Source organism: Neomegalonema perideroedes DSM 15528 (assembly GCF_000374145.1).
GTDB classification, from domain to species: Bacteria; Pseudomonadota; Alphaproteobacteria; order Rhodobacterales; family Rhodobacteraceae; genus Neomegalonema; species Neomegalonema perideroedes.
Genome location: NZ_KB893664.1, coordinates 5,301 through 21,673, shown reverse-complemented (window position 1 = coordinate 21,673; position 16,373 = coordinate 5,301). Strand labels below are relative to the sequence as shown.

Annotated in this window: 10 protein-coding genes and 1 CRISPR repeat array; of the genes, 7 read left to right on the top strand and 3 right to left on the bottom strand. The window is 66.1% G+C overall.

Going from position 1 to position 16,373, the window contains the following annotated elements; genetic code table 11:
• Positions 1–4 precede the first annotated feature (4 nt).
• Together qhpE and B161_RS0114405 are read left to right on the top strand one after the other, a co-directional pair.
• A complete protein-coding gene (gene qhpE / locus B161_RS0114410) occupies positions 5–685 on the top strand; it encodes a subtilisin-like serine protease QhpE (RefSeq protein WP_018634147.1) in 681 nt (226 codons plus the stop codon).
• A complete protein-coding gene (locus B161_RS0114405; RefSeq protein ID WP_018634146.1) occupies positions 682–2,418 on the top strand; it encodes an ABC transporter ATP-binding protein in 1,737 nt (578 codons plus the stop codon). Before qhpE ends, B161_RS0114405 begins: the two co-directional genes overlap by 4 nt.
• Here B161_RS0114405 and qhpR read toward each other — a convergent pair.
• From qhpR to B161_RS19660, 3 genes are all read right to left on the bottom strand, one after another.
• On the bottom strand, positions 2,322–3,323 hold the full coding sequence (gene qhpR / locus B161_RS0114400; RefSeq protein WP_018634145.1) for an AraC-like transcriptional regulator QhpR: 1,002 nt from the start codon (positions 3,321–3,323) through the stop codon (positions 2,322–2,324). The two genes, B161_RS0114405 and qhpR, sit on opposite strands and share 97 nt — an antisense overlap.
• 203 nt (positions 3,324–3,526) lie before the next feature.
• Complete coding sequence (locus B161_RS0114395) at positions 3,527–4,099, bottom strand: hypothetical protein (RefSeq protein ID WP_018634144.1); 573 nt, start codon at positions 4,097–4,099, stop codon at positions 3,527–3,529.
• 272 nt (positions 4,100–4,371) lie between these two features.
• Positions 4,372–4,758, bottom strand: a complete 387-nt coding sequence (locus B161_RS19660; RefSeq protein ID WP_157755664.1) for a pentapeptide repeat-containing protein — start codon at positions 4,756–4,758, stop codon at positions 4,372–4,374.
• A 228-nt stretch (positions 4,759–4,986) separates the two neighbouring features.
• On the opposite strand from B161_RS19660, the gene B161_RS0114385 reads away from it, so the two are divergent.
• The 5 genes from B161_RS0114385 to B161_RS0114365 all read left to right on the top strand — a co-directional run bounded on the left by B161_RS0114385 (position 4,987) and on the right by B161_RS0114365 (position 15,743).
• Positions 4,987–7,422: a hypothetical protein gene (locus B161_RS0114385; RefSeq protein ID WP_157755663.1), complete on the top strand. Its 2,436-nt coding sequence runs from the start codon at positions 4,987–4,989 to the stop codon at positions 7,420–7,422.
• A gap of 2 nt (positions 7,423–7,424) precedes the next feature.
• Positions 7,425–7,940, top strand: a complete 516-nt coding sequence (locus B161_RS0114380; protein WP_018634141.1) for a hypothetical protein — start codon at positions 7,425–7,427, stop codon at positions 7,938–7,940.
• Positions 7,941–8,008: 68 nt separating this feature from the next.
• A complete protein-coding gene (locus B161_RS0114375; protein ID WP_157755662.1) occupies positions 8,009–9,403 on the top strand; it encodes a hypothetical protein in 1,395 nt (464 codons plus the stop codon).
• A complete protein-coding gene (locus B161_RS18225) occupies positions 9,400–10,701 on the top strand; it encodes a hypothetical protein (protein WP_018634139.1) in 1,302 nt (433 codons plus the stop codon). The genes B161_RS0114375 and B161_RS18225 overlap by 4 nt, the downstream gene beginning before the upstream one ends.
• On the top strand, positions 10,698–15,743 hold the full coding sequence (locus B161_RS0114365; RefSeq protein WP_020607771.1) for a coiled-coil domain-containing protein: 5,046 nt from the start codon (positions 10,698–10,700) through the stop codon (positions 15,741–15,743). The genes B161_RS18225 and B161_RS0114365 overlap by 4 nt, the downstream gene beginning before the upstream one ends.
• A 76-nt stretch (positions 15,744–15,819) precedes the next feature.
• Positions 15,820–16,372: direct repeats of the CRISPR family, unit length 28 nt; unit sequence CTCCTAACCCCTCATGGGGTGACGGGAC.
• Position 16,373 lies beyond the last annotated feature (1 nt).

Genomic DNA, 16,373 nt, shown 5'->3' with positions numbered 1-16,373 from the left:
GAAGATGGCGCGGGTCGGGGTGATCGACAGCGGCGGGCCGGCTGAAGACCTCGCTCAGGCCCGCGCCTTCCTGCCGGACGGGACCTCTCGCCCCGCCTGGCCGGATCTGCTCGGCCATGGGACCATCGTCGCGGGGATCCTCCGCCGGGGATGCCCCGAGGCCGAGATCCTGCACGGGCAGGTCTTCGACGACAAGCCGCTGACCTCCGCTCTGCGGATTTCGGCGGCTTTGCGCTGGTTCGCGCAAAGACCTCAGGCGGAGCGCGTGGACATGGTTTGTCTGAGCCTCGGCCTCGCCGCCGACCGCGCGCCTCTGCGCGCCGCCTGCGCTCTGGCGCGCGAAGCGGGGATTCTGATCGTGGCGGCGCATCCGGCGCGGGGAGCGCCCTGCTATCCGGCGGCCTATCCCGAAGTGATCGCCGGAACCGGAGACGCCCGTTGCGCCTGGGACGACATCTCCCGGCTCGGCCCGGCGCTCTTCGGGGCCTGGTGCGATTCCCCGGAGCGGCGGGCGCAGGGGCTCGGCGGCGCGAGCCTCGGGGCGGCGCGGCTGGCGGGGCATCTCGCGCGGGAGATCCGAACCAACGGCCGTCCCGCGACCTTCGCCGAAGCTGTGGAGCGGCTGGCGGCCAGAGCCTCCCATCACGGGCCGGAGCGTCGCCGCGCGCCGGATTCCGCCTCATGACCACATGGGCGGCGCGCCTCGCCCGGCCTGCGGCGCGGCTGCTCTTCGGCGCGGCGGATCAAGTCTGGCTGGCGCCGATCATGGCGCGGGCTCTGCCGGGCGCGGGACTCGTGTTGGCGACCAGCCTGACCGCCGCCGCTCTGGGTCTGGCGGCGCCTCTGCTGACCGGCTCCCTCATCGATCAGGGGATCATGGCCCGCGACATGAACGCCTTGCTCTTCTGGGCGGGGGTCGGCTTCGCGGTGGGGCTGGGAGCGGTGGGGTTGGGGATCGTCAACGCCATGCTGCATCTGCGGGCCTCGGCGCGGATGCTGGCCGATCTGCGGGGGCAGGTCATGGCGGCGGCCCTCGCGCGAGATCCGCGCCTGCCCGATCCGCCCATCGGCGAGACCGCCGCCCGCATCGACGGCGACAGCGCCGAGATCCAGCGTTTCGCCTTCGACTCGGTTCTGACGGCGGTCGGCGCGGTCTTCCGGCTGGTCGGCGGGACGATCCTGATGGCCTCGCTCGACTGGCGGCTGACCCTGCTTCCGGCTCTGGCGGCGCCGCTGGAGCTCTGGTTTCTCAGCCGAACCCGCCCCGAGACCGCCCGCCGCGCCGAAGAGGTGCGGGAGGCGCGCGGCGAACTCAGCGCCCATTTGACCGAGAGCCTCGCCGCGCGGGCGACTCTGCGCGGACTCGGCGCCGAATCCCGGCGCATGGAGGCTTTCCACAAGCTTCAGGACCGCCAGATCGGCGGGCTTTTGCGTCAGAGGATCTGGGGCGAGATGGTCGGGGCCTTCGGCCAGATCCTGACGGCGATCATGCGCGCGGGGGTCTTGCTGATCGGCGGCTGGCTGGTGATTCAAGGCCATTGGGGGATCGGCTCGCTGGTGGCCTTCCTCGCCTATACGGGCATGATGTCCGGGCCTTTGCGCAATCTTCTGGGGCTTTACCATGCTCAGGCGCGGGCTCAGGTGGCGCTGAAGCGGCTCTCCGGCCTCATGGCGGCGGCGGTCGATCCTCGGGCCGGGCGAGCTTTGGGCGAGGCGGCGCCCCTCCTCGAATTCCGCGCGGCCCGCGCGGCGGGCGGACGCCATGAGCCTCTGAGCTTCACGCTGCGCCCCGGCGAGCGCGTGCTGATCGACGGACCTTCCGGCGTCGGGAAATCGCGGCTCATGGCTCTGCTGACCGGCGCCGCGCCTCTGGAGACGGGCGAGGTTCTTATGGGCGGGATTCCCGTCGGCGAGATCCGGCGACAGGATCTTCAGGCGCGGATCCTCCATCTTGAGCAGCGCCCCACCGCTCTGCGCGGGAGTCTGGCGGAGAATCTGCGGCTCGGCGCGCCCGAGGCCGGAGAGGCGGCGCTCTGGGAGGCTCTGGAGGTGGTGGGGCTGGCGCTCTGGGCGCGGGAGCGCAAGGGACTGGCGACGCCCATCGGCGAAACCGGCGCCGATCTCTCCGGGGGCATGCGCCAAAGAATCGCTCTGGCGCGGGGGCTTTTGCGGCCCGCCGCGGTTTTGATCTTCGACGAAAGCTTCTCCGAGATCGACGACGAAGCCTGTCGGCGCATCCTCGCCCGCATCGAGGCGGAGCAGACGGCGCGGCTGCGGATCTTCATCGCCCACGCCGGACCCGCCCGCGAGGGGGATTTCGATCAGCGGATCACGCTTTCGGCCTCCGCGCCCATCTTGCGCAAATCGCGCGGCGAGACGCCGAGCCAGCGCGAGAGCGCCCGCGAAAAGGCCGTCTGATCGGAATAGCCGAGCAGAAAGGCGATCTCGCTCATGGGTTTGCGCGAGCGCACCAGCAAGGCGAATCCCTGAGCTCTGCGGCATTCGTCGAGGATGGTCTGAAAGGAGGAGTTCTCCGCCGCCAGAGCCCGCCGCAACGACCGCTCCGAAAGCCCGAGCGCCCGCACGATCAGCTCCTGAGCCACGCTTTCGCGGCCGATCCGCTTAAGGATCTCCTCGCGCACGCGATGGGCGAGCGGCGTCCGGCGGCGGCGCTCGACGAGGGCGTCGTCCAGCGAACGGCCCAGAGCGGCGGCGGCCTCGAATTCGGAATGCGGCGGCAGCCGCCGCGCCGAAAGCGCCCGGGCCGAAACCACGATGGAGTTTTCATCGCGGCCGAAACGGGGAATCACGCCGAGATGCCGGGTCAGGGCGTGGGATTCTCCGTCTTTGTCATGCTCGAAGGCGCATTCGCGGATGGCCTCATGCGGCACCCCGTAGAGCGCCCCGATTCCCACCATCAGCCCAAGCGTCAATTCGGCGTCGGCGCGACGGGGCCAGATCCGCGAATCCAGCACGCGATAGGCGAAGCGGACCTCGTCCTCCTCGACGCGCAGCGAGACCTCCGTTTCGGACTGCACGAGCGGAAAGCCCTGCAAGAACATCCTCAGCGCCTCGCCATAGGTGGCGCAGCGCCCCAGAGCCTCGCCCATCGGCCCGAGATTCTCCTGATGGAGGCTCTCGCCTTTGCGCCAGACGACGAGCTCTCCCGCCTCTCCGGCCTGCTCCAGAAGGCCGATGAAGCTGCGCAGAGGCAACATGTCCTGAGCGTCGGCCTGAGCCAGAATCCGGCTTGCGGCGGAATCCGCCGATTCCGCGCCGAAGACCTCCATGAAGGCGGCCTTGCTGATTTTCGACGTGTCCATTTTCACGGCTCTGCGTTGAGGGGGCGGGCCCCCTTTGCGTGGTCGTTTTTTCTCCCTGTCCTGCGAGGATAGCACCCTCCCCGCCGCTTCGGAAACTTCTCCGAGGTCGGGAGGGGCTCGAGCTTCCCGTTCAGCGGGCGTCGTCTCCGGACGCAGCGGACGGCGGCGATCCGTCCGGTCTGAGCTTGAGGCGTGAAGCGGCTTCAGCGGCAGCAGCAGAAAACATGATCTTCGTTTGAAAAAAACTCGGCTTCAGGTCTGTGGGCGCAGCTGTCGGCGGTCATGCTCTCCTGATTGGCGTGGATGCGGATCATCCCGTCGCAGGCTCCGTTTTCTCTGGTCTTGCAGAAGGCGTCGCAAGTCTGCGGCGTGGAGATTCGATAAGCCCGCCCATAATCCCATCCCGGCGGTTTCGCATCCTTTGCGCCTCTCCGGACGATGCCCGCGTCGGCGTTGACGCTTCCGCAGAGGAGATGCGCCATGCGGCCGATCTCTTGCTGCGCTTGAGTTCTCAAGGTTTGCTCCAGAGCCGCGATCCTGTTCCGCAGGGCGGCGAGATCCTGCGCCCGCCCGTCCGCCTGACGCGCGCTCTCCTCCATGAGCCGCCCCAATCGGCCCGTCAGCTCCTCCAGCTCTCCGAGACGCTGAACCAGACCGCCTTGCGCCTGAGCCGCGACCGCAGGCAGGAGCGCCAGAACGAGCGTCGCGCAGAAGCGACGAAGCGCGCGCAAGGAGAGGCGGGAGAGGCGGGGCCAAGGGCGCTGAGGAAACGGCATGACTTGCTCCTGAATATGAAGCCGGCCGGCGACGGGCGCGCGGCGGCGAATGCGTCGATCAGACCTCGCGCCGCCTTCTTCGACGCGCGGCCTCATCGCAATTGAGGCCGCGGCTTCCGAAGAGGCGCGAGCCGTCCCGGCCGGAGAGCGGGGCCGCAGGACGCGCGCGATGAAATTCAGGCTTTTTATTTTGGTTAAGCTGAATTAACCTTTCAAGAGTTGCATTCTCCGATTCCATTTACTTTTGAGGGATTTCATTCTCTGCATTCTTCCTATGAAGAGACATTCATGTGCTTACGCAGGCGATTGGAGCGGCGCAGATGTTGCAGGTTGTGAAGGAAACGCGGCGTCGGATCTTCGGCGCGGATTCCAGATTGAAGTTCTTGATCGCTCTGGCGATTTTCTGCCCTGTCCTCCTCTCGCCCGTCACAGGCGCGGCTCAGACGGACGGCGCTCCGCAGGCGGGCGCTCCGCAGGCGGGCGCTCCGCAGGCGGGCGCGACGCAGGCGGGCGCGACGCAGGCGGGCGCGCCGGCTTTCGAGTTCGCCGTCAGACGCGTTGAGCAAGGCGTCGTCGTCCTCCTCCGACTGCCGGCCGGCCGACTGACGCGTGATGCGGACGGGTATGCTCCGATCAAGGAGGAGGAGCGGCGATGGCATGTCCTGCTTCCTCCCTTCGACCCCTATCTGTCGCCCCCTTCAGAGGATCAAAAAAAGGTCTATGAGGCCGTCTTCTCGGCCTTCCACGACCAAAAGCCGCCGGACTTCAGGCTTTCGCCTCTGCCGAGACACGAAGACGCCGCTACAGTCGCTAATGGGCTTGAGCTTGAAGCTGAAGCTTTCACCGCGCCCTGCCCCACGGCGGGCGGCGTCGCGGAGCAAACAGGTTTGCGCCTGTTCTGCCTGCTGCGGAATCTTCAGGAGGCTCCGGGGATTCTCCTGCCGATCGACACGCCTTCAGGGCCTGCGGCGCTGATCTTCGAGGCGCGGAGTTTTGAGAACCGCGTCACGGCCTTCGCAAGCTGCGTCAAGGCTCAACCTCCGCCGAAGGACGAGGAGGCGAAACAGGGGCATATGGGCTGCGCGCCGATCCCCGCGCTTCTCGTCCATGATCGCAAAACCCTGAACTCCCTCGCTCTGCGGCCTCCCGCCGCCTCAAGCGGACAAGACCTCGGCGTCCTGAATCTGGAGGGGGTGCTTTCAGAGAGCGGCCTCTTCGAAGTCGTCGATTTCCTCCACCCGACGCAGCTTCTCGCGGCGGCCATGGCCTCCTCCTCCGGGGCGACGCCCTCGGATCAGGACGCCGTCCTCTATCGCGTCAGGTCGCTCGCCGAAGAAGGCGCGGCGCCCTCTCCGCATCTGGCGAGGAAGGCGCTGCTCTTTTACCGCAAAGCCTATGGGCGCGGGGCTGCGCCCGCCGGAGCGGAATCAGGACCGCTCTTCGACCTGCTGCTCAAGACGCCCCTGCCCGACGCGCAAGCCGCCGCCGATCTGGCCGGAGGCGGCGTTTTGAGCGAGGCTTTTCTCCCCGCCGCGGATCGCTCCGTGGAGATCTTGGCCGCGCCCGGCTGGCTCTATGACCGCTTGGCCTCCACGGCCTTCGCCGCTCAGGCGGAAAAGGGGAGGTTTTGCCGGGCGGAGGGCGCCGGCGGGCGCATGATCTTCGGCGCTTCGGAGTTCTCCGCGTTTCTGGGCGATTCGACCCCCTTCTTCGTCGATGAGACGCGGGCGCCGAACGTCAAGCGTCGGGAGCTCTACGCGCAGAGCTGCGGCGTCCCGGCGACGCCCGGCGCCGTCAGGACCATCTTTTTAACCAACCGCTTCGCATCCCGGAATTATGGCGAAGTTTGCGGGCTCCCCCGCGCGGGCCTTGGGGCCGTCGACCATATCTTGGGCGAATATCGTCTGAGCCCGGTCGTCGACGCGCCTTGGAGAGACCCCGAAAGAGAGCCTTGGCGCAGCGCGAGCTTCGTTTTGTCGGATGTCGAAGAAGGCGTCTATCTCCAGAGCCGCCCGGTCAGCCTCGGAGATTTCGCGGAATATCTGACCAGCCCGACCGGATGCGACGACTTCGTGAGGTCGCCAGGCTTCGCGCAAAACCTCGTCCGCTGCGACGGCGGACGCCTGACGCTGTTTCCGGATCCCTCCCAAACGCCTCCGGACAGCGCCCGCTTCAGATATTTCTACGGCGCGATCTCCGACGTCTGGAGGGAGGAGACGCAGACCGAGCCGGCGGGGCTGACCTGTCTGGACAGAGCCTCGAAGGAGGATCGGGGACTCTGCGCGACGCAGTTCTTTTTAGCGGCGCGCGCCGTGGACCGCCTGTTTGGAGAGCCTGCGGATCCGCCGCCGAAAGAAACGGCGGCGGCGGAAGGGGCGGCGCGTCAGGAGGTGGATCTCTGGGCGCAGATCCGCAGCGCCCAAGGCGAGATCAAGGCGGAGGACGCTGGACGCCTGATCGACTTCACGGCTTGCGACGGACCCGAAGCGCAGATGCTCACGGCCGCCGCCCAGCCGCTCTGCTTCGCCTTGCAGCGCTATGTTCGGGCGGCTTTCTTTCCGCCCCCGAAGACGGCTCCGACGTCCGAAGAAGAAGCCTCGGACGCGCGGCTCTGGCGGGAGGCGCCGATCACGATGGTCTCCCATCGCGACGTCGACCTCTATCTCAAATGGCGGGGCGGTTCCGGCTTCTCCGAAGATCCGGCGCAGGTGAAACCCGCCAATTTATGCAAAAGTCAGCTCCGCTTGCCGACTGCGGCGCATCTCGTGCGGGGCGCCGCTTCGGACGCGGCGATCAAAAAGGATCTTCTGCCTGATCTGGAGCGCGTGATGCTGGAGGGCGACCAGTCGGCTCAAAGCGTCTATCGGGCCGCGGTCTTCGCCTCCTCGCGCCATATCGCGATGGGGAAGGCGCCTGCGGAGGTCGGCGTGGCGGGACTGCCTGTCGGATTCAGACAGATCACGGCCGATCCGCCGCCCCCTGCGCCGTCGGGCTCCACGCCGCCGCCCCCTGCGCCGCCGAAGGCCGATCCGCCAAGGGGAGTCGTGGCGCAGATCCCCGACTTCAAAGCGGGGCGGACGCTGGGCGACGGCTTCGGACTCTCGCCGCGCGCGACCTCCCGGTATTTCAAGGAGCTCGCCGACCATGGCGGCTGTCTGGAATGCGTGTCCTCACGCAACGCCTTTTGGTGGTCCATCTGGTTGAGCGACGCCGACGACCCCTCGCGCCCCCTCCATGCGGGGGGCGGCGAGCCCGCAGGCGGCGACCCCGCGACGGGGTTCCGTCTCATGCTGAAACTGAACCATCCAGATGCGAGGAAGTGAAGATGCGTGTCGTCGCCATGGTGATTTCGGGCGTGCTCGGCGCTGTCGTCGGGTCTGCGGCGTCCGCCCAGCAAACGACTCTTGAAGAAGTCTGCGCCCTTTGCCGCGCGGTCGGGGCCAAAGAGGCGAGCGTGGCCCCCTCCTCCGGAGGCGCTCCCGCCTATGAACGCAATCTCGGCCGGATCTCCAATTGCCTTGATCGGGGGATTCTCGGCGACGACCGGCGTTTCGAGGCGACGGGCTACGGACAGCGGGAGATTCAAGAGATCATCCGCGCAAACCGATGGCAGGAGACGCGCGAGGATGGAACGCTCTGCGCGCCTGCTCCGGCGGGGGAGCAGCCCGCATGCCTGAGCAATAGCGAGAAGATCACGGCGCTTTATCTCGTCATGTTCGGGGAGGCGGGCTTCAACGCCGCCACCGCCGTCGGAACGGCCGAGCAGGCCCAATTGACCTGTCAAGCCATGTGGGCGGATCTCCTCGGGGCCTCGACGAGAGTCACAGAGGCGGCGAAATGAGAAGGGGGGCGCTCCTCGCGGTCCTCCTCGCCGCGATCGGGGCCTCGTCCCAAGCAGAGGCGACGCCCTTGGAATGCCTGCCGAGGATCGACGGCTCGCCCAGCTTCGCGGAGAGGCTGGAGAAAGGAATCCGCTTCGCACGCGATCGCGAAAGCTTCCAGAGGCTGAGGGATCGCGCCAGAAACGCCCGCGACGACGGCTGGACCTCCGACCGGATCCGCCGCGAGGAGGCTCTGGATCTGGCGAACGCCGCTCTGATCTGCGCGCCGCATACGGCGAATTTCGCGCGTCCCGAAGACACGCGTCAGGCTCTGATTTATCTGGCCGCTCTGGCTTTGAACCGCCATATGACCGACCCGCTGGCGAGCGCCTCGGCCCGCGACACGGCGCGCCGCCTGCTGGAGACGACGGATCCCCAGCATTTCAATTTGACGCGAGACGGGGCCAAACAGGAAGTCGAGGCGATGCGCAGGGCCGCGGAGGCCGTCATCGGCGCGGCGGCGGGCGAAGCGCGCCCCCTGCGCGAAAGGGTCGACGCCCAGATGGCGAGGATGACCTCCCTTGGAGGCTCTCCAATCCTCGACGACCACCTCAAGGCGATGCAGGCGCCGGTTCGCGAGCGCCTGAAAGTTCTGGTCGACGTGGCCTTAACCCGCGAAAGCGCGCGCAACCTGATCGCGATCGGCGTCGGGCGCTCCTGCGCGCGCTCCGGCGAGAATCCGGACAGCTGCGCGGAGGAGGATCTATCCCTGCTCAGCGATGGAGAGCGGCGAATCCTCGACCATCTGCGGAGCGGATATCTCTCCGTCTTTCAGGAACGCGCGATTCCCGTCCTCGCCCAAGGCGCGGCGGAGCGCCTGACGAATCTGCGCGAAACCCTTCAGAAACGCGGCCTGGAGGCCGAGGAGCTGAAAGGCTTCTGCGTCACACGGAGCCTTCAGGGGAGCGAGGCGCCTTGTCTGCTGAACGAAGGGGGTCTTCTGCTCTCCTCGGGTCAGCCCTATCCCGCTCCTGAGATCGACCCGTCCCATCGAAAGCTTACGGATCTCGTGCCGCTCCGACTTCTGGACGCGGAAGCGCGCAGGGCCGTCGATCTCGTCCTGAAGCCCCTCGTTCAGGGCTTCGGCGGCCAGACGGCGCAAGGGACCATCGCCTTTTTGGAGGCCCTCGCCGCCTATCCTCGGGATAAGTCGCCCGGACTGCTGAACGAATATGGGAGCAGCCGGATGGACGCCTCCGCCTTTGAAATGTCCGGCCGGCTGGATGCTCAGGATTTTTGCGCCCCCGCCGCGCCTTCCGAGGCGCCGGGCCCTCACCTCGCGACCGGCGAGGCGGAGGCGAAACGCGCGCGCGCGACGGTCGAGAGCTTCGTCTCCGAGAGGGAGGCGAGCGGCGAAGATCTGGTCCGCTTCTGCGGGATGCTCAAAACTCTGGCCGCCCAAACGTCAGGAGAACGGCGATGAAAGCGCGTCTTTTCCTCCTGTCTGCGATCGCCGCTCTGGTCTTCCTCGCCCCCGCTTCAGGCCAGCCGCGGCCTCATGCGCTCTGCGCGAGCGCCGTCGCGGCGGACGGAGAGCCGACCCGGGCCGAGGTCGAGCGCGACGCCGTCGCGATTCTCGCCGCCTCCTCTCTCGGCGCCTGCTCGTGCAGCGCCCCTCTTGAGCCGGACGGAACTTGCGCGACGCAGGATTCGGCCACGCGGCTCTGCGCGGCGAGCGTGGTCGAGCGCATCGGCGAGGCGACGATCCTCGCGCTTCGCCATGGCGCGGACGAACGCCGCATGCAGGCGTTGAAAGCCTGCCTCGTCGAGGCCCGCCTCCAACTCCAGACGGGCCGCCAAGCTCCGGGCGAAAGCGGGCGCGACTGGGCGCCGCGTCGGGCCATAGGTTTGGCGGCCTCCGGTCGCCTCATCGCGGAAATCGACTCTGAATTGAACAGGCTCTCCGACGAAGAGCTTCGGCTCTCGCTGGAGGCATGGCTCAAACAGGAGCTCAGCGACAGGAGAGAGGCGTTTCTGACGCGCTATCCGCCGCTCGGCGTGGGCGCGGCGGCCTGCCCGGCCCTCTCCGCCCCATCGGCCGAATGGGACGGGCTGCCGGTGCGGGATCAGGTGAACTGCTTTCTGAAAGCGATCGCCGCGACGCATGCGGACAATACGGATCATGGATCCCCGCAGCCCGGCGTCCCCCGAGATCCGCCCCTCCCGCAGGCTTGCGCGCCTCAGGAGGGCGGCGGCGTCGACCCCACCTGCTGCATGGCCTCGGAGGCGCAGCTTGCGGGAGAGGAGGAGTTGGGCGCCTATGAATTCTCCCGCGGGAAGGACACCTTCCGGACCAGCATGACGCGATTCTGCCGAGAGGCCGACCGCGCCGGATTGCTGGAGCCCGATCGTCGTCCTCAGGGCGAGGCCCCCAAACTGGAGATCGCAGAAGCGCTTGCGGCGCTGGAGGACGCGCCCCCGTCTCTCACGCCGGATCAGATCCGGGCCTTGCTCGCGCCTTTGGCCGACGCCGAGGCCCAAGCCCGCTGGCGCGCCGCCCTTGAGAAAAGCGAGGCTTATGAAACGGCCACGGCGGCGGAGATCGAAGCGGAGATGCAAAGCCTCGCGATCTATTTCCAATCCTATCTCGATCAGCCCAATGGTCGAGAATATCTGCTGAACGGAGCCGTGAACCAACAGCTGACCCTGCGCATGCTGGAGCATCACGCATGCTTCAAGGCGACAGGCGCGGCTTGCCGAGACGAAGGGAAAGCGCAATGAAACGGAAAGCCCTTCTAGGCTGCGTTTTCAGCAGCCTCGTCGTTTTTGGGGGCGAGGCCCTCGCCGCCGGCTGCCTCGGGGAGGCGCAGCCGAACGACGACCTCCTGCAAACCATTCAAAACGCCGCCGCAAGCGCCGCCCCAGAACAAGACGCCTCCGAGGTCGCGCGACAGAAGAAAGAGGCCGCCGAGCGGAGATTGAAGGTCGAGCTGATCGACCGTCTGTTGAGCATAGGGGACGGCGGGGGCGCGCTGGCCTTCGCGCTGCATGAAAAAGGCTTGGCGGTTTCGAGCGGGCGGCCGGATCTGGTCGATCGTCCGGCGGAAGCTCTGGCGGCGCTGAGAGCCATCCGCTTCGTCGCGAACGGCTTCGACGGCGCGCCTCCCCTCGGAGAGGCGGAGTCGAATCACGCCGCATGGCGGCTGAGATGCCTGAACGACGGCGTCGCGCTCGTCGGCATGCTGATCTCGCACATCGAGGGGGAGCTCAAAAAACCGGCGAACGGGCAGGAAGCCGTCGCCATGGAAGACGCCTCTGTGGAGGCTTCCCTTGGGCTTTTGGCCGTCTTCAAAATCGAGGCGGCCGAACTTCAGAGAGATATCGGAGACCTCTATTTCCGGACCATCTCTCTGGACGACCTCCCGCAGAAAGGCGTGAGCCTTGCGGATGAAACGGCGGGCGTCGCGACCGGCAAGGCGCAAATGGCGATGGCCCATTATCGCGAGGCGCAAACCGCCCTCGCCGCCGCGCTCGGCTTCGCCCAAGAGCGCGATGTGGCGCGCATCCGCCTCGCCGCCGGAGATCTGCAGCTTCGGATGGGCTGGCTGCGCGAAGGCCTCGCTTTCGGCGGCCGCAGCTACGACATCCCCACCCGCCCGATCGGCTTCAATCTGCAGGAGGATCCCCTCGGCTTCACCATCCTCAAGAGCCTCTCCGGGAGGATCGAGACCCTCGAAAAGGCGCAGACCGCCCTTGCGCAGGAGAAAAGCGCGGCTCTGAACGCCCTGAAGGAGGATTTCCAGACCTTCGCCCAGACCCATGCTCAAGCGGAGACCCATAAGCATATCCAGCTTCAAGCCCTCTTCGCCGAACTCGGCAGGCTTGAAGGCGTCGACATCGCCGATCTGCGCGTCAGACATGCGCAGGAGGAGCAGAGCGACGCGACGGACGCCTCCATGCTCGCCAGCCTGCATCAGCAAGAGCAGGCGGAGATCGAAGGACGCAGAAAGGCGGCGGTTCAGGCCCTCCTCGCCGACCTCCCGGCGCTGACCAAGCAGGTCGCCGCGCTTACGGAGTTCGGCCCTTTGCTCGTCCCCGACGCCGAGCTCAGCGTCTCCAGCCCCAAATTCAACGATCCGCATTGGAAAGAGGACGCCGCCCTGTTCACGCGCGTCCATGGAACATGCGGCGTGTCTCTGGCGCCCGAAGCCCGACCTGCTTTAAGCCAAAGCTGGAGATCTCTCGAGGTCGCGCCCCGGGACGCCCATTGGATCGCCGCGGATCTGAATAAAACGCCGGACGTCTGGCTCGCCGCAGTCCGCGAAGCCCTCGGGCCGGAGATCGCCGCAGAGCAGGAAACCGCGCTTCAGGAGCATCATCAGCGCCTCACAGGCGCGATGAAGATGCTTGAGGAGGTCGGCAAGACCAACAGCCAAGAGGCTCAAATGGCCGAACGCTGGCAAGCCGCGATGCGGGAATGCTGGGATTTGGCGACCCAGCTCCAGATCGAAAGGGCGCTGCTGCTCAATACGAAAGTCGCTCTGGACGTGCGACGCGTCGAAGAGCTCGCAGAGGTCGTCGCAGAGCAGGCGAAGGCCAGCAGCGACGCCCTGATTCTGCAAGCCGAGCAGGCGGGGGCGGACGCCGCGCAGGTGCTGAACGATGGGCTTTATAAGCTGGGCTCCGAGGTGCTGGACGCCGCGACGCAGCAGATCGAGGAGAAGATCGCCCATACCCAAAAACTTCTGGACGACGCGCAAGCCATCGTCGATCAGGTGATCAGCACCGGGAAGAATTTTCAAGGCGCGGTCACCGCCGCGAAGGGCGTCTATTCCTCTCTGACGACGGTTCCGGTGGGCTCAGGTCCGGGGGGCGTGCATTTCGAACGCAGCACCCTCGTCGCCATGACGAATTCGGCGGTCGAATTGGCCCGCTTCACCTATCGGGCGACAAACGACATCCTGATCATCAAGCGCCAGCTGAACGATCTGGAGAGCGCGCTCAAGGATTACGTGAACGACCTCAAAAAACTCTCTTGGGCAAGGACCGAAGCGGACATCAAGGAGGCGCTGGAGCGAAATCAAAACGACATCCGCAAGGCCGTCGCCGACATCGCCAATCAAAGCAAATCGGCCATCCTGGACAATCTCGACAACGCCCGTCGACGCATCGAGGACGACGCCAGAGCTCTGTTCGACTCCGCGGTCCTCGCATCGGATTCGAAAGCCGGGCTGATCGAGCTGCAGCTTGAGGCGGTCTTCGCCCAACTCCGGCGGCTTGCGGAGGAGCGCGAGGCGCTGCGGGCGCAGCAGACCTACGCGCTTCAGGCTCTGCTCCATGAGCTGACGCGGACGATCGGGCAAGCCCAGACCGCCCGGAGCATTCAGGCCGAGCTTGCGGCGGCGCAGAATCGTCAGGCCAAAACCCTGCGGGAGATCCGGGAGCGTCAGGAAAACGTCCTGCGGGCCCTGAGGGAGAAAGACGCCAGCCTCGCGGCCCGCGTTCAGGAGATCCTCACGCAAATCGACAAAATCAGATCCGGCGAAGCGGAGAACGCATGGTCCGGCGCGCGCAGGCTCGCGGCGAGCTTCCTGTCACCGCCCCCCGCTCTGAACGTCGAAGCGCTGGCGAGCAACCTCCGGGTCAAGCGGGCCTTAGAGGCCGCCGGAGACGATCTGTTCGAATTGGCGGTCGCGCTGAGATATCTCACGGAAGACGAAGGCGTCTTAGCCTATGCGGCTCAGCCGAGCTCGCTCCATGAGGCGGAGCGCCTGCGCGATCAGCTCGTCGAACGCTACATGGCTCACATCAGACATAGCTTGGATCTGAGTCCCTCCGTGATCGCGCTGAGGATCACGCCGGAGATCGCGCGGAGCTGGGGCCGGACCCCGTCAGGGCCGAATGGCGAACTGGAATATCCGCGCTGTCTCGACCCTCAGGCTCTGGGAGGAGATCCGCGTTGCCTGCGCATCACGACCAGCTTCCAGAAGCTCAGAAACTGGGGCGACGAGGCCTCCAACCTTGAGGCGCGCCCGTCGCGGCATTGCAAGGAGGCGCCGCAGATTTCCGAGGTCCTTGGCGATTCGGGACCGCAAAATAATCTGGAGATCTATTGGCCGGTCAACGCCGTCGTCCGAAACGACGCGACGGGCCGTCCTCTGGTCGCCGCGGACGGCTCCGGCTATTGCCCCGCCGCCGAACCTCCGGCCGCCGAGCTTTTCGAGCCGCCCAGCGTCATGGGCGAATTGGTCTTTCATATCGACTCGATGCTCCAGCAAGGCAATCGCGCCCTTTTGGCGGATGCGATGGTGGTCACCACCTCGACCGCCGTCGGAGTGCAGCGCCCCACTAATCTGATCCCCGTCGGCGCGACGCGCGAGGTCTGCCGTCTGGAGGGCGACGCCTTTCAGGAAAGACTGATCGCGCGCCCTTTCACCACGCGCTATCAGGACGCCCAGAAAGCAAAGACGAATCCGGGCCTCAAGCCCAGCCCGAACACGCTTTTACCTGGCGATGGAGGCAAAAAGCTCAGTCTGGCGCTGGACAGAATCGATCAGAAAGGCCCTGAAGAGTTCTTTGGCCGCGGCGTGGCGGGGCGACGTCAACTGTTTTACGGTCGCGGAATGGCCAACACCTTTGAAATCCAGATGCCCCGCAGCGGGACGACCTCAAGCCAGCCGGGCGGCGTCCAGCATTTATCGGAAGAAATCTATGTCTTCTTAATCTTCTTGAAGGTTGATTGCCGGGGAAGCGGCGCGGAGAGCGCGGAGGTCGCCGCAGGACCGCTTTATAAATCCGATTTCGACAGCCTGCTCAGCGCGGAAGAGCTGCGCGAGGCGCCGACCGCAAGGGCGCTGCTCAGATTTGAGCATGGTTTGGCGAGCGCGGACGAGGCGACGCTCAGCGGCCGCCTCGCCCTCATCGAGCAAAGCCTCGACCTCGCCAAAGCTCTGGCCCGCCCCTCCAACCTCAACGAAGCGGAGGAGATGGGGCGCATGACCGCGCGCGATTTTGCGCAAGCCTTGCCTCAAACGCCCCCGAACGAGCGGCCGCAGCGTATGGAGTCCTTGTTTAAATGCGCCCTTGACGGCGATTACGACTGTCGGCTGATGCTGGGAGGCGATGGAGACAGGGTCGCCGGCTTCAAGTCGCATCCCGTCGACAGGCCGGTCCCGATCCGGAATTTCGAGGATCTCATTCGCTTGGCGATGGAGGATTCCGCACGACGCGACGAGCCGGGGCCTTTGCCGCGAGAGCTTGAGCGTAAAGTCGAATGGCTTGGAGAGACGCGGCCTCTGCTTCGTCAAGCCGTCGATTTTCTGGATCGCTCCATCACGACGCTGCGGACTCTCAATATTCTTGAGGATCAAGCGGAGAATCGCCTCCTTTTCCTCAGCGACGCGACCGAAATGCTGCGTGTGGCCGCACAGCCTTCTCCGGCGGGTTTGGGCGAGCTTCTCTGCGCGGATTTCGTGCTCTCGGAGCCCGGATTCTGGCTCCTTCAGCGCAACGAGGGGCGGCTTTCTCATGAGAACGAGCTTCTGGGGGCCTTGCGCGGCTTCAACGCAAGCTGTCGCTTCGACTCCCTTGACGTTTCCGGATGTCAGACGCTCGCAAAGGGGATCAACCGAAATTCGCCCTCTGAAGTTGCGGAAGCCCCATCCCCCGTCGCGATGGAGGATTCCGAGCGCCCGGACAAACCGGGCGTCGGTGAACAATGTGCGCGGAAGCTTGGACTTTCGGATGAAGACGCGGCGGCTTTCGATCAAGCTTTTTCGCTGGCGAAAGGCGTTTTGTCTCCTCCCGCCCCCGCTTCCGATTAGAGGAAAGTCCGATTCCATCTCGCATGGGAGGATCGGGCCCGGAGTAAGAAAACTCTCCCGCCTCCCTCGCGGGCTCCTCCCAACCCCTCATGGGGTGACAGGACAGTTCGGGCCAGACGCTCCCCGAGGCGGGGGGCGTCTCCTAACCCCTCATAGGGTGACAGGACCGGGCGGCGATGGCGACGGCGGCGAGGTCGAACCCGAGCTCCTAACCCCTCATGGGGTGACGGGACCATCGCCTCTGTCAGGTGGTATGACTCCGCGCGACTCTCCTAACCCCTCATGGGGTGACGGGACCCGCCGAGGCCCAGCCCCCGCCGCTCTCCAGCGATTCGAGACCTCCTAACCCCTCATGGGGTGACGGGACGGCTGCGGAGATAGTCGTGCACCTCTCGGGTGATTGTCTCCTAACCCCTCATGGGGTGACGGGACTGGCGAAGATCGAAGCCCTCAATTCCGCGATCCAAGCGCTCCTAACCCCTCATGGGGTGACGGGACGGTTGCAGTTCACGAAAACCTGCATCTCCCCGATGTTCTCCTAACCCCTCATGGGGTGACGGGACCCGTCAGCCGTGCGGAACCGGATCAGGTCTTCGTCCGTCTCCTAACCCCTCATGGGGTGACGGGACT

Coding starts and splice junctions, on each gene's coding strand:
- B161_RS18225 (WP_018634139.1), top strand. CDS start 9,400: ATGAAAGCGCGTCTTTTCCTCCTGTCTGCGATCGCCGCTCTGGTCTTC.
- qhpR (WP_018634145.1), bottom strand. CDS start 3,323: ATGGACACGTCGAAAATCAGCAAGGCCGCCTTCATGGAGGTCTTCGGC.
- B161_RS0114380 (WP_018634141.1), top strand. CDS start 7,425: ATGCGTGTCGTCGCCATGGTGATTTCGGGCGTGCTCGGCGCTGTCGTC.
- B161_RS0114395 (WP_018634144.1), bottom strand. CDS start 4,099: ATGCCGTTTCCTCAGCGCCCTTGGCCCCGCCTCTCCCGCCTCTCCTTG.
- B161_RS0114405 (WP_018634146.1), top strand. CDS start 682: ATGACCACATGGGCGGCGCGCCTCGCCCGGCCTGCGGCGCGGCTGCTC.
- B161_RS0114365 (WP_020607771.1), top strand. CDS start 10,698: ATGAAACGGAAAGCCCTTCTAGGCTGCGTTTTCAGCAGCCTCGTCGTT.
- B161_RS19660 (WP_157755664.1), bottom strand. CDS start 4,758: ATGCCATCGCCGCTCCTCCTCCTTGATCGGAGCATACCCGTCCGCATC.
- qhpE (WP_018634147.1), top strand. CDS start 5: ATGGCGCGGGTCGGGGTGATCGACAGCGGCGGGCCGGCTGAAGACCTC.